Source organism: Nonomuraea thailandensis, assembly GCF_024172165.1.
In the GTDB taxonomy this organism is placed as follows: domain Bacteria; phylum Actinomycetota; class Actinomycetes; order Streptosporangiales; family Streptosporangiaceae; genus Nonomuraea; species Nonomuraea thailandensis.
This window is the reverse complement of record NZ_JAMZEB010000002.1, coordinates 5223843-5243931: the sequence shown is the minus strand read 5'-3', so window position 1 is coordinate 5243931 and position 20089 is coordinate 5223843. Positions and strand designations below refer to the sequence as shown.

Annotated in this window: 20 protein-coding genes and 1 riboswitch; of the genes, 12 read left to right on the top strand and 8 right to left on the bottom strand. The window is 72.7% G+C overall.

The features are described from left to right. Positions 1 to 88: 88 nt before the first annotated feature. The 6 genes from HD597_RS27710 (at position 89) to HD597_RS27685 (ending at position 7088) form a co-directional block, all read left to right on the top strand. Positions 89 to 601: a double zinc ribbon and FHA domain-containing protein gene (locus HD597_RS27710; RefSeq protein WP_185105942.1), complete on the top strand. Its 513-nt coding sequence runs from the start codon at positions 89 to 91 to the stop codon at positions 599 to 601. Between the two features lie 52 nt (positions 602 to 653). After that, positions 654 to 1307 carry a transcriptional regulator FtsR gene (ftsR, locus tag HD597_RS27705; RefSeq protein ID WP_253745776.1) on the top strand — a complete coding sequence of 218 codons (654 nt, stop codon included), beginning with the start codon at positions 654 to 656 and terminating at the stop codon, positions 1305 to 1307. A gap of 132 nt (positions 1308 to 1439) precedes the next feature. After that, positions 1440 to 1910: a bifunctional nuclease family protein gene (locus HD597_RS27700; protein WP_185105941.1), complete on the top strand. Its 471-nt coding sequence runs from the start codon at positions 1440 to 1442 to the stop codon at positions 1908 to 1910. A gap of 147 nt (positions 1911 to 2057) precedes the next feature. Beyond that, complete coding sequence (locus HD597_RS27695; RefSeq protein ID WP_148432158.1) at positions 2058 to 2678, top strand: MerR family transcriptional regulator; 621 nt, start codon at positions 2058 to 2060, stop codon at positions 2676 to 2678. Positions 2679 to 2902: 224 nt separating this feature from the next. Beyond that, positions 2903 to 3000, top strand: a riboswitch (glycine riboswitch). 182 nt (positions 3001 to 3182) lie between these two features. After that, positions 3183 to 6011 carry an aminomethyl-transferring glycine dehydrogenase gene (gene gcvP, locus HD597_RS27690; protein ID WP_253745775.1) on the top strand — a complete coding sequence of 943 codons (2829 nt, stop codon included), beginning with the start codon at positions 3183 to 3185 and terminating at the stop codon, positions 6009 to 6011. A 267-nt stretch (positions 6012 to 6278) separates the two neighbouring features. Continuing rightward, a complete protein-coding gene (locus HD597_RS27685) occupies positions 6279 to 7088 on the top strand; it encodes a tetratricopeptide repeat protein (protein ID WP_253745774.1) in 810 nt (269 codons plus the stop codon). Between the two features lie 132 nt (positions 7089 to 7220). Here HD597_RS27685 and HD597_RS27680 read toward each other — a convergent pair whose 3' ends face one another. After that, on the bottom strand, positions 7221 to 7562 hold the full coding sequence (locus HD597_RS27680; protein WP_253745773.1) for a hypothetical protein: 342 nt from the start codon (positions 7560 to 7562) through the stop codon (positions 7221 to 7223). Positions 7563 to 7643: 81 nt separating this feature from the next. Here HD597_RS27680 and HD597_RS27675 point away from each other — a divergent pair, with 81 nt between their 5' ends. Continuing rightward, positions 7644 to 8234 (top strand): alpha/beta hydrolase family protein, encoded by a 591-nt coding sequence (locus HD597_RS27675; RefSeq protein ID WP_253745772.1) that lies wholly within the window; start codon positions 7644 to 7646, stop codon positions 8232 to 8234. A gap of 42 nt (positions 8235 to 8276) precedes the next feature. Here the strand turns inward: HD597_RS27675 and HD597_RS27670 are convergent, their stop codons facing one another. Beyond that, entirely contained in the window at positions 8277 to 8468 is a 192-nt protein-coding gene (locus HD597_RS27670) for a DUF5999 family protein (RefSeq protein ID WP_080040273.1), read from the bottom strand. A 201-nt stretch (positions 8469 to 8669) separates the two neighbouring features. Next, positions 8670 to 9230 carry a TetR/AcrR family transcriptional regulator C-terminal domain-containing protein gene (locus tag HD597_RS27665; protein WP_253745771.1) on the bottom strand — a complete coding sequence of 187 codons (561 nt, stop codon included), beginning with the start codon at positions 9228 to 9230 and terminating at the stop codon, positions 8670 to 8672. 116 nt (positions 9231 to 9346) lie between these two features. Here HD597_RS27665 and HD597_RS27660 point away from each other — a divergent pair, with 116 nt between their 5' ends. After that, complete coding sequence (locus tag HD597_RS27660; RefSeq protein ID WP_253745770.1) at positions 9347 to 9745, top strand: hypothetical protein; 399 nt, start codon at positions 9347 to 9349, stop codon at positions 9743 to 9745. Positions 9746 to 9801: 56 nt separating this feature from the next. Here HD597_RS27660 and HD597_RS27655 read toward each other — a convergent pair whose 3' ends face one another. From HD597_RS27655 to HD597_RS27645, 3 genes are all read right to left on the bottom strand, one after another. Next, positions 9802 to 11151 (bottom strand): RNA polymerase sigma factor, encoded by a 1350-nt coding sequence (locus tag HD597_RS27655; protein ID WP_253745769.1) that lies wholly within the window; start codon positions 11149 to 11151, stop codon positions 9802 to 9804. A gap of 177 nt (positions 11152 to 11328) precedes the next feature. Further along, positions 11329 to 11718, bottom strand: a complete 390-nt coding sequence (locus HD597_RS27650) for a hypothetical protein (RefSeq protein WP_253745768.1) — start codon at positions 11716 to 11718, stop codon at positions 11329 to 11331. A 43-nt stretch (positions 11719 to 11761) separates the two neighbouring features. Then, positions 11762 to 12910, bottom strand: coding sequence for an AMP-binding protein (locus tag HD597_RS27645; RefSeq protein ID WP_253745767.1), 1149 nt, complete (start codon positions 12908 to 12910; stop codon positions 11762 to 11764). Positions 12911 to 12959: 49 nt separating this feature from the next. Between HD597_RS27645 and HD597_RS27640 the strand changes: the two genes are divergently transcribed. Further along, complete coding sequence (locus tag HD597_RS27640) at positions 12960 to 13904, top strand: o-succinylbenzoate synthase (RefSeq protein WP_308210705.1); 945 nt, start codon at positions 12960 to 12962, stop codon at positions 13902 to 13904. Beyond that, positions 13901 to 15562, top strand: coding sequence for a 2-succinyl-5-enolpyruvyl-6-hydroxy-3-cyclohexene-1-carboxylic-acid synthase (gene menD, locus HD597_RS27635; protein ID WP_253745766.1), 1662 nt, complete (start codon positions 13901 to 13903; stop codon positions 15560 to 15562). Before HD597_RS27640 ends, menD begins: the two co-directional genes overlap by 4 nt. 31 nt (positions 15563 to 15593) lie before the next feature. Here menD and HD597_RS27630 read toward each other — a convergent pair whose 3' ends face one another. Both HD597_RS27630 and HD597_RS27625 read right to left on the bottom strand, forming a co-directional pair. Further along, positions 15594 to 16490, bottom strand: coding sequence for a 5'-3' exonuclease (locus HD597_RS27630; RefSeq protein ID WP_253759494.1), 897 nt, complete (start codon positions 16488 to 16490; stop codon positions 15594 to 15596). Between the two features lie 142 nt (positions 16491 to 16632). Continuing rightward, the gene (locus HD597_RS27625) at positions 16633 to 17841 is read right to left on the bottom strand and encodes a PP2C family protein-serine/threonine phosphatase (RefSeq protein ID WP_253745765.1); all 1209 of its coding nucleotides are present in this window, start codon (positions 17839 to 17841) and stop codon (positions 16633 to 16635) included. A 157-nt stretch (positions 17842 to 17998) separates the two neighbouring features. On the opposite strand from HD597_RS27625, the gene HD597_RS27620 reads away from it, so the two are divergent. Next, positions 17999 to 19108, top strand: coding sequence for a M24 family metallopeptidase (locus HD597_RS27620; RefSeq protein ID WP_253745764.1), 1110 nt, complete (start codon positions 17999 to 18001; stop codon positions 19106 to 19108). Positions 19109 to 19287: 179 nt separating this feature from the next. Beyond that, complete coding sequence (locus tag HD597_RS27615) at positions 19288 to 20046, top strand: protein phosphatase 2C domain-containing protein (protein WP_253745763.1); 759 nt, start codon at positions 19288 to 19290, stop codon at positions 20044 to 20046. Positions 20047 to 20089: the final 43 nt, after the last annotated feature.

Here is a 20089-nt window from a genome sequence, read left to right as displayed (position 1 = left end):
TTGCGGCATTCGCAAACTTGAAAAAGCGAAGCGAGGCGCGCCCTGAGCACCGTCGCCGCGTCTTCGCGGTAGGAGGCCGAGCCGATCGATGCCGAGCGTCTACTGCACGCAGTGCGGGCACGCCAACCCCGAGGATGCCCGTTTCTGTTCCCGCTGTGGGTCACCGCTGACCAGACCCGAGGTCTCCGGGGATACCACATCGACGATCTCCGTCGCGGGAATCGAGGCGTACGAGGCTGAGACAGGCGACATGCTCCTGGCCGAGCGGGCGCTGGTCGAGCAGCTGCCGCCCGGCGCGGCGTTGCTCACGGTGACCAGGGGGCCCAACCAGGGCAGCCGGTTCCGGCTCGACAAGGACCTGACGACGACCGGGCGCCACCCGGAGAGCGACATCTTCCTCGACGACATCACGGTCTCCCGCCGCCACGTCGAGTTCTACCGCCACCGCGGCGGCCAGTTCTCCGTGCGCGACGTGGGCAGCCTCAACGGCACCTACGTCAACCGGGAGCGTATCGAGGAGGTTCCCCTGCACTCCGGAGACGAGGTGCAGATCGGCAAGTTCCGCCTTCTCTTCCTGATGCGGGGCAACTCCGGCGCATGAGCGGGCGCAGTGAGCGACTCAAGGTGACGGGCGGCCGTTCGCGGGAGGCCGGATGAGCTCTCAGGCGGCACGCTCGCACATGAGCATCGGGGAGGTGCTCGCGCTGCTGCAGGGCGAGTTCCCCGACGTGACGATCTCCAAGATCAGGTTCTTGGAGGGCGAGGGGCTGATCGAGCCCGAGCGCAGCCCCTCCGGCTACCGCAAGTTCACCCACCTGCACGTGGAGCAGCTGCGCTTCATCCTCACCGAGCAGCGTGACCACTACCTGCCGCTGCGGGTGATCAAGGACAGGATGGCCGAGAGCTTCGGCCGCCCGCGCGCCCTGCAGCAGCCGCAGGAGACCAGGCTCAGCCGGGCCGAGCTGATCGAGGCCGCCGGGATCGACGAGGAGACCCTCGCCGAGCTGGAGGACTACGGACTGCTGGCCCCGGTGGCCAGGCGCTACGACGAGGAGGCGCTCAAGGTGGCCCGCACCGTGGGCGCCCTGGCCCGCTTCGGCCTGCACGCCCGCCACCTGCGCGCGGTCAAGGCGGCGGCCGAGCGGGAGGCCGGTCTGGTCGAGCAGACGGTCGCTCCCATACTCAAGCGGCGCCGCCCGGGAGCCATCGGCGAGGCGGACGAGGTCGCCAGGGAGCTTTCCACGTTGCTGCTCGACCTGCACGCATCCCTTGTGCGCACGGGCGTGCGCTCGGTGCTGGGGCGCTGAGACCGTAGCGAGCTGGGAGGCGGGGGCACATTCCAGGCCCGCTGGGTGTTACGTTGAATTGCGAAGCCAAGTCAGCAGAAGCGATGATCGAAGAGCTGTGCCGGGTGACCGGTCAGGAATACGGAGCAGCCCGTGTTGCAGATGGAGGTCGTGGGCGTTCGAGTTGAAATGCCCACTAATCAGCCGATCGTCTTGCTCAAGGAGGCACACGGGGAGCGGTTCCTTCCTATATGGATCGGCATGCCTGAAGCCACGGCCATCGCGCTGGCGCAGGCGGAGGAGCCCCCGCCGCGGCCGCTCACCCATGATCTCTTCCGCGACGTGCTGAGCGCCCTGGGCGTCGGCCTGCGCGCGGTCAACATCGTCGCGCTGCGCGACGGCATCTTCTTCGCCGATCTGGTGTTCTCCAACGGCGTGGAGGTGAGCGCGCGGCCCTCCGACTCCATCGCGCTCGCCCTGCGCACCGGGGCCCGCATCTTCGCCAGCGAGGAGGTCGTCCAGGAGGCCGGAGTGATCATCCCGGACGACCAGGAGGACGAGGTGGAGAAGTTCAGGGAGTTCCTTGACACGATCACTCCCGAGGACTTCGGCAGGGCGGGGTAGGTATTTCAGTGCATTTACGCTTCACGACGCGCCGAGCCGGATCGTTGACTGAGCATGGTCACGGTCCTACGGTGCAAGTGAAACCCGTGGTCGCCCTTTACGAACCCCCAGATCAGGCCACGGGATGAGAGAAAGCCGGAGGTCCGCGTGGCGGTCAGCAGCGGCGAGGGAAAGACGGCCGGCCAGGAAGATCCGGTGCGGCGCGAGAGCGCGCGGCAGCGTGCCGGAGAGCAGGGTCTGCTCTTCGACGAGCAGCCGACGGCGCTGCCGGGCGACATCGGATACCGCGGGCCGACGGCCTGCGCCGCGGCCGGCATCACCTACAGGCAGCTCGACTACTGGGCGCGCACGGGCCTGGTTGAGCCGACGATAAGGGCGGCGCACGGCTCGGGCTCCCAGCGGCTCTACAGCTTCCGCGACATCCTGGTGCTCAAGGTCGTCAAGCGGCTCCTCGACACCGGGGTGTCGTTGCAGCAGATCCGCACGGCGGTGCAGCACCTGCGTGACCGCGGGGTCGCCGACCTCGCGCAGATCACGCTCATGAGCGACGGTGTCAGCGTCTACGAGTGCACCTCGGCCGACGAGGTGATAGACCTGCTCCAGGGCGGCCAGGGCGTGTTCGGCATCGCGCTCGGGCGGGTCTGGCGGGAGGTCGAGGGCTCCCTCGCGGAGCTGCCGGGGGAACGCGCGGCGGTCGAGGACACCGTCCCGGCCGACCATCCCGCTGACGAACTGGCCCGCAGGCGCCGCGCCCGCCGCACCGGCTGAGCCGCCCCGGGCTCCCGCGCCGGCCGGTCAGGCCGGGGCCGCCCGCCCGCAGTCACGCCCGCGCACCCACGCCTCACACCCCCCAGGCGACCTCCCGTGCCCGGCCTGACGCGGAGCCTCTTCATGTGCGCTTCCGGCATTCGTACGAGGCGCGCCGGTGGCCGGAGGTGGTCCGGTGAGCAGTTATCGGGGCCTACCGTAGTAATCTAGGACAGTAAGGCTGACGACCCCGTGCGGGAGAGTCCCCGGGCACCTGGTCCCGGGGCGCCGAAGGAGCAACCCTCCCCGGAATCTCTCAGGCATCCAGTACCGCTCGGGTGAGGCAACTCTGGAAAGCAGGCGCACCCGCCAGGCGCGCCTCACCGACGGTGCAAGCCCCACCGGGGGTGAAGCTCTCAGGTCGTGGCGCCGCCGCACATCGCGGGGCCGCGCTGACAGAGGGGGAGATCCGGCACTCGTCCGCGCCCTGGCGCCGGTCTCCATACGCCTCGGGAGGCACACCCCATGACCGATCTGTCAGCTCCGCCGTTCTCGTCCAGGCACATCGGCCCGTCCGAGCCCGAGCAGCAGCGCATGCTCGAGGCCGTGGGCTTCGAATCCGTAGCGGACCTGGTGGCGGTGGCCGTCCCGGAGGCGATCAGGGCCAAGGACAGGCTCAAGCTGCCCGCCGCGATCGGCGAGGCCGAGGCCATCGCCGAGCTGCGCGCACTGGCCGGGCGCAACCGGGTGCTCACCTCCATGATCGGCCTGGGCTACTACGACACCGTCACGCCCGGCGTCATCCGCCGCAACCTGCTGGAGAACCCGGGCTGGTACACCGCCTACACCCCGTACCAGCCGGAGATCTCGCAGGGCCGCCTGGAGGCGCTGCTGAACTTCCAGACGGTCGTCTCCGACCTCACCGGCCTGCCCGTCGCGGGCGCGTCGCTGCTCGACGAGGCCACGGCCGCGGCCGAGGCCATGACGCTGGCCCGCAGGGCGGGCAGGTCCAAGAGCGACGTGTTCGTGGTGGACGCCGACGCGCTGCCCCAGACCAAGGCCGTGCTGGCCACCAGGGCGGAGCCGCTCGGCATCACGCTGGTGGAGCACGACCTGGAGGGGGAGCTGCCCGAGTGTTTCGGGCTGCTCGTGCAGTACCCCGGCGCGTCCGGGCGGCTGCGTGACTTCCGCGCCGTGGCCGCCGCCGCGCACGAGGCCGGCGCGCTCGTCGTGGCCGCCGCCGACCTGCTCGCGCTGACGCTGGTCGCCGCCCCCGGCGAGCTGGGCGCCGACATCGCGATCGGGTCCTCGCAGCGCTTCGGGGTGCCGTTCGGGTTCGGCGGGCCGCACGCCGCGTACATGTCCGTACGGGAGGGCCTGCAGCGGCAGCTCCCGGGCCGCCTGGTCGGCGTGTCCGTGGACGCCGACGGCGATCCCGCCTACCGCCTGGCCCTGCAGACCCGCGAGCAGCACATCCGCCGCGAGAAGGCCACCAGCAACATCTGCACCGCCCAGGTGCTGCTCGCCGTCATCGCGAGCATGTACGCCGTCTACCACGGCCCCGAGGGCCTGCGCGGCATCGGCCACCGCGTGCACCGCCACGCCACCGCCCTGGCCGAGGGGCTGCGCGGCGCGGGCGTGGAGGTCGTGCACGGCGAGTTCTTCGACACGGTGCTGGCCCGCGTGCCCGGCAGGGCCGCCGCCGTCGTGGCCGCCGCCGCCGAGCGGGGCGTCAACCTCTGGCAGGTGGACGCCGACCACGTCTCCGTGGCCTGCGACGAGAAGACGGGCGCCGCCGAGCTGGCCCAGGTGTGGGCCGCGTTCGGCGTGAGCGCCGAGGTGGCCCCCGAGGACGCCGCCGACGCCCTGCCCTCCGGCCTGCTGCGCGAGAGCCCGTACCTGACCCACCCGGTCTTCCACAGCCACCGCTCCGAGACCGCGATGCTGCGTTACCTGCGCAAGCTGCAGGACAAGGACATCGCGCTGGACCGCTCGATGATCCCGCTCGGCTCCTGCACGATGAAGCTGAACGCGACCACCGAGATGGAGCCGATCACCTGGCCCGAGTTCGCCGCCGTGCACCCGTACGCGCCCGACGACCAGGCCGAGGGTTACCGCGAGCTGATCGGCACGCTGGAGGGCTGGCTGGCCGAGGTGACCGGTTACGACGCCGTCTCCATCCAGCCGAACGCCGGCTCCCAGGGCGAGTTCGCCGGGCTGCTGGCCATCCGCGCCTACCACCGCGCCAACGGGCAGGGCGAGCGCGACGTGTGCCTCATCCCGTCCTCCGCCCACGGCACCAACGCCGCCAGCGCCATCATGGCCGGCATGCGCGTCGTGGTCGTGGCCTGTGACGGCGACGGCAACGTGGACCTGGCCGACCTCGACGCCAAGATCGACAAGCACCGCGACGCGCTGGCCGCGATCATGGTGACGTACCCGTCCACGCACGGCGTGTACGAGGAGACGATCACCGAGGTGTGCGCCAAGGTGCACGACGCCGGCGGCCAGGTGTACGTCGACGGCGCCAACCTCAACGCCCTGGTCGGCCTGGCCAAGCCGGGCGAGTTCGGCGCCGACGTGTCCCACCTGAACCTGCACAAGACGTTCTGCATCCCGCACGGCGGCGGCGGCCCCGGCGTCGGCCCGGTCGCGGTCCGCGCCCACCTGGCCGCCTACCTGCCCGGCCACCCGCTGCACAACGGCACCCCGGTCGGCCCCGTCTCGGCCGCCCCGTACGGCTCGGCGGGCATCCTGCCGATCTCGTGGGCGTACGTCAGGATGATGGGCGCCGACGGCCTCACGGCGGCGACCGAGCAGGCCATCCTGTCGGCCAACTACCTGGCCAGGCGGCTGGCCCCGCACTACCCCGTGCTCTACACGGGACGCGGCGGCCTGGTGGCGCACGAGTGCATCGTCGACCTGCGGCAGATCACCAAGGAGACCGGCGTCACCGTGGACGACGTGGCCAAGCGCCTCATCGACTACGGCTTCCACGCGCCGACCATGTCGTTCCCCGTGGCAGGCACCCTGATGATCGAGCCGACCGAGAGCGAGGACCTGAACGAGCTCGACCGGTTCGTCGACGCCATGGTCGCGATCCGCGGCGAGATCGCCAAGGTGGCCTCCGGCGACTACGACAAGGTGGACAACCCGCTGCGCAACGCGCCGCACACGGCCGAGTCCGTCAGCGCCGACGAGTGGCCGCACCCGTACAGCCGCTCGGAGGCCGCCTACCCGCTGCCGTCGCTGCGCGACGGCAAGTACTGGGTGCCGGTGCGCCGCATCGACCAGGCCTACGGCGACCGCAACCTGGTGTGCTCCTGCCCGCCCCTCGAGGCCTACGAGGACTGACCCGCGGGCCCCCACGTCGGCCCGTGTCGGCCCCGTGTCGGCCTCCTGCCTTTTCGTGCCGGCCCTTGTGGCCGGTCCGGAGGCCGACACGCGCGGGCGCGGAGCAGCGCCCCGCTTTGCCGGGCTTGTCCCGGAACGTGTTCCGGCAGGTCCTGGTACGCCCGCCGGCCAGGGGCGGGACCCGTGCCAGTCCAGAGCTGTCAAGTGAGCAGACATGATCGCCGATAGTCGTTAGGCTCGGTGCGACCGCCGCCCCAAGGAGCTCTCTTGACGTCCTCAGAGCTGGAGACCCCGCCCCTCGACACCGCCCGCCTGCTGGCCGAGCGCGGTGACCTCGACGCCGCCGCCCGCATACTCGGCGAGCTGGCCGCCGACCCCGACGGGGCCGACAGGGCGCAGGCCGCGGTCGGCCTCGCCGTGGTGCTCGAACAGGTCGGCGACGTCGAGGGGGCCAGGGCCGCGGCCAGGACCGCGCTGTCCACCGGCCATCCCGAGTACGCCGCCCAGGCCGCCTGCCACCTGGCGCAGGGGTTCGAGCGCGAGGGCCGCGACGAGCAGGCCAGGGCCGCCTGGCAGGCCGTGCTGGGGGTGGGCACGGCCGCGTACGTGCCGCTGGCCCACCTCGCGCTGGCCAGGCTGGCCACCCGGGCGGAGCTGCTGGAGGAGGCGGAGAAGGAGTTCCGCGCCGCCATGGAGACCGGCGCGCGGGGCGGCGAGGAGCGGGTCGGGGCGCACGCCGCGGCGCAGCTCGCGGAGCTGATGATGGAGCACGCCGAGCCCGGCGCGGCGGCCGAGGTGCTTCTGGACGCCCTGGAGTTCGCCCCCGGGGACGAGGTGCCCGGGCTGCGCGTCCAGCTCGGCATCGCGCATCTGGAGCTGGCCTGCGCCGAGTTCGCCGAGAGCGTCGAAGGCGGGGCCGACGCGCAGACCGGCGCGCTGGCGATCGAGCTGCTGGCCCGCACGCTGCCGCTGCGCGGGCGCGCCGAGGACGCCGGACGGGTCTGGTCGTACGGGCTGGAGCACGAGGACGAGACGCTGGCCGCCGAGGTCCGCCTGCGCTACCACCGCGACGCCTGAGGAGCCGGGCCGAGCCGGATCAGCACGGTCCCGGGCCGTGGCTCGTGCACGCACCGCGACGCCTGAGCCGGGCCTGGGCCCGTACGCGCGCCGCGGCGCCTGAGCTCCTGCGCGGGTCAGGTGCGGCGCGGGTCAGGTGCGGCGCATGATCGCTGCGGCGGCGGCCACGTTGATCAGCACGATCGACAGCCACGCCACCAGCAGCCCCGCTCCGCCCACGCTCGACGCGATCGCCGTCAGGGGCACGCCGATGCCCAGCGAGCCCAGCACGATGGGGACCATCGGCGACCCCTGGTTGCGGCGCCTGGCCGGCGCGGGACCGTGATGATCGAGCTCGGCCCGCACGCGCGCGGCGATCGTGGCGTCGAGCCGCTCCACGAACGACTCGACGAGCGCGGTCTCGTACTCCGGACCCAGATCGCGGCGCGCGTCGAGCGTGGCCTGCAGATCATCCCTGAGGCGTTTGTCTGGCATAGGAAAATCATCCCTGCCGCGCGCCGCGCCGTCATCCGCCCTGAGGGCTAGGGGCTCATCCTCCCCAGGTACGGTGCTGCCATGCAGGTGATGACGCCGCGAGGGCCGGCGCTGGTGGAGCTCGACGAGGCCGCGGACCCGCGGCTGCTGCTGGTGCTGACCCACGGATCGGCCGGGACGGTCGACGCTCCCGACCTGCTGGCGGTGCGCGACGCCGCGCTCGCGGCCGGGGCCAGCGTGGCGAGGGTGACGCAGGCTTTCAGGGCGGCGGGGGCGCGGGCGCCCGGCTCGGCGGTCAAGCAGGACGAGGCGTGGGAGATCGTGCTGCGCGAGCTGCGCGCGGGCAGGTCCGGGGTGCCCCTCGTGCAGGGCGGGCGGAGCAACGGGGCGCGGGTGGCGTGCCGTACGGCCAAGGCGGTCGGCGCGGCCGCGGTGGTGGCGCTGGCCTTCCCGCTGCACCCGCCGGGGCGGCCGGAGCGTTCCAGGGCCGAGGAGCTGCGCGGGGCCGGAGTGGACGTGCTGGTGGTCAACGGGGATCGGGACCCGTTCGGGATCCCCGACGCGGCCGACGCCGCGCGGCTGGTCGTGCTGCCGGGGGAGAACCACGACCTCAAGCGCGACCCCGCCAGAGTGGGCGAGGTCGTCGCCGAATGGATCATGCGCTACGCGTAGCCGGGACGTCGCTGCGCGCGCGGGCGAGGATGCTCGCCGCGGTCAGGCGGCGCCGACTACGGGCCGGTGCGGTGCGATGGCGGTGCCGCTGGGCAGGAGCTCGCCGGTGTCCTCGAACAGGACGACTCCGTTGCAGAGCAAACTCCACCCCTGCTCGGGGTGGCAGGCGAGGGTGCGTGCCGCCTCGCGGTCTGGCGCCTCGGCATCCGGACAGGCCGGGTCGTGCGGGCACATCGGCGTGCCTCCGATATCTCGTGGGATGCTCCCGTCGTGGAGGGTCGGGAGCCGGCTCGGGTAGTTGTGCTGGCAAGTGTGCGGCGTATGTCACTCGTTCCGACATAGCCCGTTCGGACTGTTACAGGAGGATCCCTGGATCGTGTGACCTTCGACACAGCGTGCCTTATGCAGGATAACGGTCCAAGCGCGACACGCGCATCACGTTTGCAATCCCTTGAGAAGAGCGTCGAGTCCGCGCTCGAAGTCCAGATCCGCTCTTTCGTCCCGCCTGACCCATTCATCGACTTCCGGGTCGGCCCACCCCGATTGCTGCACCTCGACCGCCACGCTGCCGAACACGAAGGCCCGCAACGCGCGCACGGCCTCCCCGGCGGCCTCCAGGCCCCCGTCGGAGAGCTGCTCGACCTGCTCCCTGATGGCCAGGGCCGTGGCGCCCTTGGGCGGCTTGGTCAGCGCCAGCGCCAGCACGCCCGGATGGTCGCGCAGCAGCTCCCTGCTGGCCCGGCACCACGCCTTGGCCGTCTCCTGCCAGGTGGGCCCCTGCTCGACCTGCACGGCCGTCACGTGCTCGGCCAGGGCGTCCATCAGCGCCTCCTTGCCGCGGGGCAGGTGGTGGTAGATGGCCATGGCCTCCACCTGGAGGGCGTCGCCCAGCCGGCGCATGGTCAGGCGCCGCAGGCCCTGGCTGTCGGCGATGTGGAGCGCGGCCTCGATGATGCGCTCGCGGGACAGGGGCACCGGCGGTCTCTTGGCTGGCATGGTGATCATCTTACTATGTAAAGGCGCTCGCTCCGGGGCGATTTCCGTACGTGTCGCCGGACGGCGTACGCTTGGCGGTTGAACGAGTACCGACAGCTTGTGAAGGGGCCGGGTCGATGGCGTTTTTCCGTCCGCGGGTGAGCCGGGAGGCAGAGGTCCGCTACCACGCGGACCAGGAGATCTCCAAGAGCTTCCCCGAGTTGCTCGACAAGGCCAGGCAGGCCGAGCTGACCGTGCGTGAGCTGCGTGCCGCCGCGGCCGACGAGATCGAGCTGCTCGCGGCGGGGCGGGCGTTCGACAAGGCGCTGACGGAGGCGCTGAGGGCCGCCGAGGCGGGGCAGCGGGCCACGTTCGGCGTGAAGGCCTACGACGACCGGATCGCGCGGCGCAAGGCCAAGGCCACGCCCGCGGGCGCCATGTGGACCTCCGAGGTGGAGCGCCTGCGCACGCTGCGCGAGGACAACCGGCTGTGGGGCATTCCGCGGGTCCCGCGCCCGCTGCCCGCCACCGCCTGAGCCCTGATCAGAGGCGGAGAAGCCCCGGCACCACGTGGGTGCCGGGGCCTTTCGCGTCAGCTCGCCCAGTCGAGCAGCGGGCGGGTGTTGCTCGGGTGGCGCAGCTTGGACAGCGACTCCTTCTCCAGCTGGCGGATCCGCTCCCGGGTCAGCCCCAGGTGCTTGCCGATCTCGTCCAGCGTGTGCGGCTTGCCGTCCACCAGGCCGAAGCGCAGCGCCATGATCTTCGACTCGCGCGGCGACAGGTTGTCGAGCACGCCCCGGAGCTGGTCGCCCAGGAGCTGGCGATCGACGATCTCCGACGCCTCGGGGGAGTCGACGTCCTCGATGAGGTCGCCGATGGTGGTCTCCCCGTCCTCGCCGATGGTGGCGTTCAGCGAGATCGGCTGGCGGCTGGTGCGCAGCAGCTCCTCGATCTGGTCCGGCGTCTTGTCGAGCTCGACGGCCAGCTCCTCGGGCGTGGGCTCGCGCCCCAGGCGCTGGTGCATGTCACGCTCGACCCGCGACAGCTTGGAGAGCATCTCCAGCACGTGCACGGGCAGCCGGATCGTCCGGGCCGAGTCGGCGAAGCCGCGCTGGATGGCCTGCCTGATCCACCACATGGCGTACGTGGAGAACTTGAAGCCCTTGGTGTAGTCGAACTTCTCCACGGCCCTGATCAGCCCGAGGTTGCCCTCCTGGACGACGTCCAGCAGCGACATCCCGCGGTCGGTGTACTTCTTGGCCACCGAGACCACGAGCCGCAGGTTGGCCTCCAGCATGTGGTCCTTGGCCTGCCTGCCGTCCTCGATCACGAGGTGCAGGTCCTCCTGGGCGGAGGGGGAGAGGTCGGGCTGGGTCTCCAGCTTGTACTCGGCGTACAGTCCGGCCTCGATCCGCCTGGCCAGCTCGACCTCCTGGGCGGCGGTGAGCAGGGTGCGGCGGCCGATGGACTTGAGATAGGTGTGCACGGAGTCGCCCATGACGGACTGCGTGTCGTCCAGGTCGAGCGGCTCGCTCTCCAGCTCGGCGTCCTCGCTCAGCAGGACGTCGTCGGGCACGTCCTCCTCGTGCTCCGGCTTGGCCTCGGCCGGCGTCGCGGCCCTGGCCGCGGCGGACGTGGAAGTTTTTGCCTCGTCGGCCTTGCGGCCGGTAGTCTTTGTCCGCGTGGTCGTCTTCTTGGCGGTGGACGGCTTCTTCTGGGTCTTCTTCGGGGCGGTGGTGCTGAGAGACGGTTCGCCCTCGGCGGCCAGGCTCACGCCGGCCTCTGACAGTTCACGCAGGATCGTGCGGCCTTCAGAGGGGCTGATGCCGGCCTCGGCGAATGCGTCACGCAGCTCCGCCAGAGAAAGGTGACCCTGGGCTCGCCCTCGTTCAATCAGCTGGTCGAGAGTTGCGGGTGGGGTCGCCACGGCGGTTCTGGGCATGAGGACACCTCCTCCGTACGGAGTGGAAGCGATCAGGCAGGTTGTGGTGGGGCGGTTTCGCGTCCGCACGGCGCACCAGTATCAATAACGCCAATCGCCGTCATTTGTTCCCGTACGCCCCTGCGGGATGGAAAAGGGGCGGATCGCCCCATATGCGCAACCACCCCGGCGGCAGGTCTATTCCGTCGGCCCCTGTCCCTGCTCCTCCTGGCCGGGCCCGACCTCGACCTCTCCTGGGCCGACCTCGAACTCGCCGGGCGCCACCTCGGGCATCGGCATGGGCTGGGCGTCTTCCATCCGCTCGTCCGTCCAGTACTCGATGACCTCGCGCGGATCGGGGTTGACCTCGGTGGAGACCACGATGCCGTCGTCGGCGGTGGTCTCGGGGGCCGGAACCTGCCCCTCCTGCGGCTGGCCGGACGGTGACGCCTTCTCCACCACGGCTCGGGTCTCCCTCGCGACCTGGTCGAGCTTGCCCGCCGAGGCGGCCGCCGCGATTGAGGCGCCCCCGACGACGATGACGCCGACGACGGCCGCGGATGCCCACATCTTGCGGGTCTGGTTCATGAAGGCTCCCTCCTTCTCCCCAATTGGACGCAGCCGCAACTCGTCAGGTTCCTGCTCTCAGGCGTACCAAATCGGTCTTGCCGTTCGGCAGCAGCGGCAGCCGGGAGACGAACCGCAGCTCGCGCGGGGCGGCATGAGGGGGAAGCCTATCGCGGCAGTACGCCCTCAATTGCTCAAGTGTGAGGGGTGTGTCGGAGTTGACGGGGACCACGATGGCGGTGACCAGCTCGCCCCATTCGGCGTCCGGCGTGCCGATCACGGCCGCGTCGGCGATCTCCGGATGGGCGCACAACACGTCGGTCACGGCGCCGGCCACGACCTTCTCGCCACCGGTGTTGATCACGTCGTCGGCCCTGCCCAGCACGCGCAGGCGGCCCTCACGCAGCTCGCCGAGGTCGGAGGTGACGAACCAGCCGCCGTCGAGCGGGGCAGGCGGCACGCCGAAGCGGTAGCCGGAGAACAACACCGGGCCCGCGATCCTGATCAGCCCGTCCTCGCCGATCTTGACGTCCACGCCCTGCAAAGGCCGCCCGTCGTACACGCAGCCGCCGCTCGTCTCGCTCGACCCGTACGTCGTCACGATCCGCGCGCCGCGCTCCCTGGCACGCTCCAGCAGGCCGGGACGGGCCGCGGCGCCGCCGAGCACGATCGTCCTGAACACCGACAGGTCCGCCCCCGTCTCGACCAGCCGGTGGAGCTGGGTGGGCACGAGGGAGACGTGATCGGCGCCCGAGCCGAGGACCGCGAGGGGGTCGAACGCCGCATGGATGATCGGCTCGCTGCCCGACAGCAGGGCGCGCACCAGGACCTGCAGGCCGGAGACGTGCGAGACGGGCAGGCAGCACAGCCAGCGATCGCCCTCGGCCGCCTCCACGCGCCGCAGCGAGGCCGCCGCGGAGGCGCGCAGGGCGGCGGCGGAGAGCATCACGCCCTTGGGCGCTCCGGTGCTGCCGCTGGTGGCGATCACCACCGCCACGTCGCCGGGCACGCCCTCGCCGCCGGCGCGCGGGGCGCCGTCGAGATGCGTGGGACGCAGGGCGGTCAGCGCGGGCTCCGCATGCCCCGGGGACAGCGGGAGGACGGCCGGCCCGTCACCGGACAGGGCGTCGCGCACCGCCGTGAACAGGGCAGGTCCCGGAGGCTGCACAATGGCATGCAGCGGACGGTCCGGATGCGACGGGTTCCTCCACATGCTCGTAAGGTTAATGGCGACAGGTCGGACAGCGGCGCAGGGGAGGGTCGTGACGCGTTCTCCCGTGGCCCCGGAGGCCCCGGTGGTCTTCAGGATCCCGATGCGCACGCGTTTCCGGGGGCAGACCGTCAGGGAAGGGCTGCTGCTGCACGGCCCGGCGGGGTGGGGCGAGTTCTCGCCGTTCCCCGAGTACGGCGCCCGCGAGTGCGCCCGGTGGCTGGCGTGCGCCCGCGAGGCGGCCTTCGAGGGCTGGCCGGAGCCGGTGCGCGACAGCGTGCCCGTCAACGCGACCGTGCCGGCCGTGGACCCGGAGGAGGCCCACGCGATCGTGCGCCGCTCGGGCTGCGCCACGGCGAAGGTCAAGGTGGCCGAGAAGGGCCAGGCCTTCGGCGAGGACCTCGCCAGAGTGGAGGCCGTGCGCGACGCGCTCGGGCCCGCCGGGCGGCTGCGCGTCGACGCCAACGGCGCCTGGGACACCGACGAGGCCGTGCGCCGGCTCAAGCGGCTCGACCGGTACGACCTGGAGTACGCCGAGCAGCCGTGCGCCACGCTGGAGGAGCTGGCGGCGGTGCGGCGGGCCTGCGACGTGCCGATCGCCGCCGACGAGTCGATCCGCCGGGCCGAGGACCCGCTGCGGGTGCGCGCGGCCGAGGCCGCCGACGTCGCGGTGGTCAAGGTGCAGCCGCTGGGCGGGGTGCGCGCCGCGCTGCGCGTGGTGGAGGCCTGCGGGCTGCCGGCCGTGGTGTCCAGCGCCGTGGAGACGTCCGTGGGGCTGGCTGCCGGGTTAGCGCTCGCGGCGGCGCTGCCCGCGTTGCCGTACGCGTGCGGGCTCGGCACGATGTCGCTGCTGTCGGGCGATGTGGTGGCGGACTCGCTGGTGCCGGTGGACGGCCGGATCGCGGTCCGGCGCCCAGCGGTAGATTTTCAACATTTGTCGGCTTTTGAGATTGACTCTCCCCAGTGGCTTCGCCGGATGCAGGAGGCCTCACGTTGAACCCCGCTACCGCGCTGGCCACCGTACTGGTCGACGAGCTGGTGCGCTGCGGCCTGACCGACGTGGTGCTGGCCCCCGGCTCCCGCTCCGCCCCGCTCGCGCTGGCCCTGCACGCCGAGTCGCGGGTGCGCCTGCACGTGCGCGTGGACGAGCGCTCGGCGTCCTACCTCGCGCTCGGCCTCGCCAAGCGCTCCGAGCGGCCCGTCGCGCTGATCTGCTCGTCCGGCACCGCCACCGCCAACTTCCACCCGGCCGTCATCGAGGCGAGCGAGTCCGGCGTGCCGCTGCTCGTGCTCACCGCCGACCGCCCGCCCGAGCTGCGCGGCACCGGCGCCAACCAGACGATCGACCAGATGAAGCTGTACGGCACGGCCACCCGCTGGTTCGCCGAGGTCGGCGTGCCCGAGGACCGGCCGGGGCAGGTGGCCTACTGGCGTTCCCTGGCCTGCCGCGCCTACCAGCGCGCCGCCGGCGCCGGCAACCCCGGCCCCGTGCACCTCAACCTGGCCTTCAGGGAGCCGCTGATCCCCGACGGCGACACCGGCTGGTGCGAGCCGCTCGACCTCGGGGCGGGCGGCCCCTGGGTGCGCACCCGCGTCGCGCCCCCGCCGATCGCCCTGCACATCCCGCCCACCAGGCGCGGCGTGCTCGTGGTCGGCGACGGCGCCGCGAACGTGCGCCGCTACGTGGCGGCGGCTGGCATGGCGGGCTGGCCCGTCCTGTCCGAGCCGAACGGCGGCGCCCGCTACGGCGACCACGCCATCTCCGCCTACCACTACCTGCTGGGCACGCCCGAGTTCGCGGACGCGCACCGGCCCGACGTGGTGGTGACGCTGGGCCGCCCCGGGCTGTCGCGGCCGCTGCTGTCGTGGCTGCGGCGGGCCGGCGAGCACATCGTGGTCTCCCCCGACCTCGACCGCTGGCCCGACCCCACCCGGTCGGCCACGCAGGTGGCCCAGGCCGTGGAGATCCCTGTCGCCTCCGGCGACGACTCCTGGCTGCACGCCTGGCGCCAGGCCGACCTGGCGGCCCGCGCGGCCATGGACGAGGTGCTCGACCTGTCGGGCACCAGCGAGCCGCGCCTGGCCAGGGACCTGGTGGACGCGCTGCCCAACGGAGCGCTGCTGTTCTGCGGCTCCTCGATGCCGATCCGCGACCTCGACCAGGCGATGCGGCCGCGGCGGGGCATCCGGCTGATGGCCAACCGGGGCGCCTCCGGCATCGACGGGCTCGTCTCCACGGCCATGGGGGCGGCGCTGGCGCACAACGGGCCGTCGTATGCGCTGCTGGGCGACCTGTCGTTCCTGCACGACCAGAACGGGCTCATCCTCGGCCCCCGCGAGCCGCGGCCCGACCTGTGCATCGTGGTCGTCAACAACGACGGGGGCGGCATCTTCTCGCTGCTGCCGCAGTCGGCCGTGCGGGATCCGTTCGAGCGGGTCTTCGGCACGCCGCACGGGGTGGACCTGGCGTACGTGGCGGCGGCCACGGGCACGCCGTACACGCTCGTGGGGGATGTCGGGGAGCTGCCCAAGGCGTTGCGGGGGGAGGGGCCCCGGGTGGTCGAGGTGCGGACGGACCGGGAGGAGAACGTCCTGGTGCACGCGCGGCTGCGCGACGCGGCCCAGGACGCCGTGCGCGCGTACCTCGCGGGCTGAGCCGCACCGCCGCCTCCCCGGCGCGGACGCGTCAGCGGCCCAGGACGTCCAGGAGCCGGTTGAGCGGGCTGTCCAGGCCGTAGCGGTCGGCGAGGCGGACGAGCGCCTCCGGATCGCGGGGCTTGGCGGGCAGCGTCAGGTCGGCGGCCGGGAGCGGCGCGTCCGGGGCCACCCTGACCACGGCGGGCGCCGCGTCCAGGTAGTCGCGGGCGGCGGCCAGGCGCGTGCGGCTGCCGGCCGGGAAGCCTTCCGTGACGCCCGCGTCGAGGGCCTCCAGGAGGGCGGGCAGGGACCCGAAGCGGGTGATCAGCGCGGCGGCGGTCTTCTCGCCGACCCCCGGCACGCCCGGCAGGCCGTCGCTGGGGTCGCCGCGCAGGGTGGCGAAGTCGGCGTAGGAGCGGCCCGGCACGCCGTACTTGGCGGTGACGAACGCCTCGTCCACGATCTGCAGGTTGCGGATGCCGCGCGCGGTGTAGAGGACGCGTACCGGACGGGCGTCGTCGACGAGCTGGAACAGGTCGCGGTCGCCGGTCACGATGTCCACGGCGCCGTCGCCGGCCTGGTGGGTGAGGGTGCCGATGACGTCGTCGGCCTCGTAGCCGGGCGACTCCAGGCGGGCGATGCCGAGGGCGTCGAGCACGTCCTGGATGACCGCGATCTGCGGCACGAGCGTCTCGGGCACCTCCTCGGTGTCGCCGTGGGCGACGCGGTGCGCCTTGTAGGTCGGGATGGCCGCCACCCGGAACGCGGGCCGCCAGTCGGCGTCCATGGTGGCCGCGAGCGCCGTGGGGGAGTGCTGGCGCACGAGGGTGGCGATCATGTCGATGAGCCCGCGTACCGCGTTGACCGGCGAGCCGTCGGGAGCCTTGATCGACTCCGGGATGCCGTAGAAGGCGCGGAAGTAGAGGGAAGGGGTGTCCAGAAGCATCAGCACCCGTCCATGGTCGCACTCCGCGCGGATCCCCGCAGGTCCTCGTCACGCCGGTTCGAGGACGCCCGCGTCCCGGCGCGGGCCCCGGCCGTCCGGCAGGCGGGCTCCCCTCCGTCCGGCCCCGGCACGCGGGTTCCCCTCATTCCGTCTCCAGCACCCCCAGCACCAGCAGGCAGGCGTCGTCCTCCGGGTTGGGGCCGCCGATGTCGGCGAGCAGGCGGTCGAGCCCCGCGTCCAGGTCATGGCCCTCCAGCTTGCGCGCGGCCGTGGTGGCCAGGTCGAGGCCGACGTCGATGTCGCGGGTGCGCCGCTCCACCAGCCCGTCGGTGAACATCAGCAGCAGGTCCCCCGGCTGCAGCCGGGTGGTGGCCAGCTCGTACGGGCTGCCGGACGCGGCCCCCAGCAGCACGCCCCTGGGCTGGGGAAGCTGGCTGGCCACGCCGTCGCGGACCAGGATGGGCGCCAGGTTCCCCGCCTGCGCCCAGGCGAACACCCGGGTCCGCGGGTCGAAGTGGCCGATGATCGCGGTGGCGGTGGTGTCCTTGAGCTGGTGCAGGACGAGCTCGTTCAGCCAGTCGAGCAGCCGGTTGGCGGCCTGCCCCGTCATGGCCAGGCCGACCAGGGCGTGGCGGAGCTGGGCCATGCGGGAGATGGCTGGCAGCCCGTGGCCGGAGACGTCCCCGATGGCCAGGAGCCGGCGGCCGTCGGGGGCGGGCGCCGCCTCGAACCAGTCGCCGCCCAGGTTCGCGGTCTTCTCGGCCGGGACGTACCGGACCGCGATCCTGGTCTGCGGCAGGTCGAGGCAGCCGTCGGGCTCTGGCAGGATCGCCTCGCGCAGCGCGAGCATGACGTGGCGGTCCTCGGCGGCCCGCTCGCGGGCCTCCAGGAGCTGGCGGCGCGACTCCGAGACCATGCGCTCGGCGCGGCGGCGGCCGGTGATGTCCTGGATGACGCCGTGCATGCCGATCGTGCCGCCCGGCCCGGCCAGCGGCTCCAGCACGACGCGCAGATCGCGCAGGTCGCTGGACCCGACGCCGCGCCGGATGCGGAACTCCGCCTGCACCGGCTCCACGCCCTGCATGACCGACCACAGCAGGCGGTCGAGCGTGGCCACGTCGCCGGGCTCGACGTGCTCGGCCAGGTCGGGCAGGGCGATGGGGCCCTCCTCAGGGTCTCGGCCGAAGATCACGTACACCTGGTCCGACCAGATCGTCTCCCCCGTGTGCAGGTGCCATTCGGCCCAGCCCATGTTGCCGAGCCGCTGGGCGTGCGCCAGCCGTACGGCGGCGAGCAGCTCGGCGTCGCTCTCGTGCCCGAGCAGCTCGGCCGCGCCTATGACGTCGACCATGTGTCTCACTCTCGACGCGGGGTGGAATCCGACAATTGGCCCCACACTATGTGATCGACCGTGAACGGTGTGTAGTGGAAGCTTGGTGCGTGGTCAGACCTTTCCGTGGATTTTAGGAGCGGATTTTGGCCGGGCCGGTCCGGAGTAGATTGTGCCTGTGACGTCCTCAGACCTGTATCCCGTGTCCCGTCTCGCCGCCGCCCAGGAGGCCACCGCCAAGGCCGGCCTCGACGCCCTGTTGCTCACGCCCGGCCCCGATCTGCGTTACGTCAGCGGCTACGACGCCAAGCCGCTGGAGCGGCTGACGTGCCTCGTGGTGCCCGCTTCCGGCGAGGCGTACATGCTGGTGCCCCGCCTTGAGCTGGCCGCCGCGCAGGCCTCGCCCGCCTCGCGGCTGGGGCTGGAGTTCGTGGCGTGGGACGAGACCGACGACCCGTACGCGATCGCGGCGGCGCGGCTGGGCCGGGTGGGCAAGGTGGGGCTCGCCGACCGGATGTGGGCCATGTCGTCGCTGCGCTTCCGCGAGGTGCTGCCCGAGGCCGAGCAGGTGCTGGCCGGCAGCGTGCTGCGGGAGCTGCGGATGCGCAAGTCGCCCGCCGAGGCGGCGGCACTGCTCGAGGCCGGGCAGGCCATCGACTCCGTGCACCGGCAGGTGCCCGGGCTGCTGCGGCCCGGCCGCACCGAGCGCGAGGTCGCCAGGGACATCGCCGAGGCGATCCTGGGCTCCGGGCACCAGACGGTCGACTTCGTGATCGTCGCCTCCGGGCCCAATGCCGCCAGCCCCCACCACGAGGTGTCCGACCGGGTCATCCAGGCGGGCGAGCCGGTCGTGGTGGACATCGGCGGGCAGCTCCACAACGGCTACTGCTCCGACTCCACGCGCACGTACAGCGTGGGGGAGCCGCCGGCCGAGTTCGCCGCGTACTACGAGGTGCTGCGGCGGGCGCAGGAGGCGGCCTGCGCGGCCGTGCGGCCCGGGGTGTCGTGCGAGTCGATCGACGCGGCCGCCCGCGAGATCATCGCCGAGGCCGGCTACGGCGAGTACTTCATCCACCGCACCGGGCACGGCATCGGCATCGAGACGCACGAGGAGCCGTACATCGTCTCCGGCAACGGCGAGCCGCTGGAGCCCGGGTTCGCGTTCTCGGTCGAGCCGGGCATCTACCTGCCGGGCCGTCACGGCGCCCGGATCGAGGACATCGTGGTGTGCACCGAGAACGGCGGCGAGCGGATGAACGACACGCCGCGCGAGCTGGTGATCGTCTAGGCTCCTGGCGCGCGCCCGGCGATCGGGCGCGCCTTCTCCCCGTCCGTCAGCCGCGCCGGCGCGTTCAGCGAGCGCGCCGTCCGTCCCCGGCAGGCGGCGCGGGTGCGGGTCGGCGAGAGGCGCGCTTCCAGGGGACACGCTGCCACGACGGGGCGTGCGGCTGTGGCACAGTCGCTGTCATGTTCGCGGAGATCACGTACGCCACCAGGCCAGGCTCGCGGCGGCCGAACGAGGATCTGGTGATCGCCGGGCCCTCCTGGATCGTCGTCCTCGACGGGGCCACGGCCGCGGCCGGGGTGGACAGCGGCTGCGTGCACGACGTCGCCTGGCTGGTGGGGCGGCTCGGGGGAGCGCTGGCCGCCCGGCTGGCGGCCGGTGACGGGGCGCCGCTGGCGGACGTCCTGGAGTCGGCCATCGAGGAGACGGGAGCCGCGCACGCGGGCGCCTGTGATCTCGGCAACCCCGACTCGCCGTCGGCGACGGTGGCCATGGTGCGGGCCGGCGAGCGGGTCGAGTACCTGGTGCTGGGGGACTCGGCGGTGGTGCTCTCCCGGGCGGACGGGGCGGCCCTGGCGGTCAGCGACGACCGGCTGGAGCGGCTGCCGGGCGGGCGGCCGTACAGCCTGGAGCTGGTGCGGCGGATGCGGAACGCGCCCGGCGGGTTCTGGGTGGCCGGCGCCCGGCCGGAGGCGGCCAGGCAGAGCGTGACCGGAGAGACGGACGCCGGGGAGGTGTCCGGGGTCGGGGTGTTCACCGACGGGGTGGCGCGGCTGCGCGACTGGTACGGGTGGAGCTGGGAGGCCGTGCTCGGCCTGCTGGCGGGCCGCGGGCCCGAAGCGGTGATCGCGGCCGTGCGGGAGCTGGAGACGGCGCGAGGGCCGGTGCGGGGCAAGCGGCACGACGACGCCACCGCCGCCTGGGGGCGGCTGGTGCGGTGAATCGGCGGACCCTGCTGAAGGTGTATCAGGCGCGGTCCGCGCC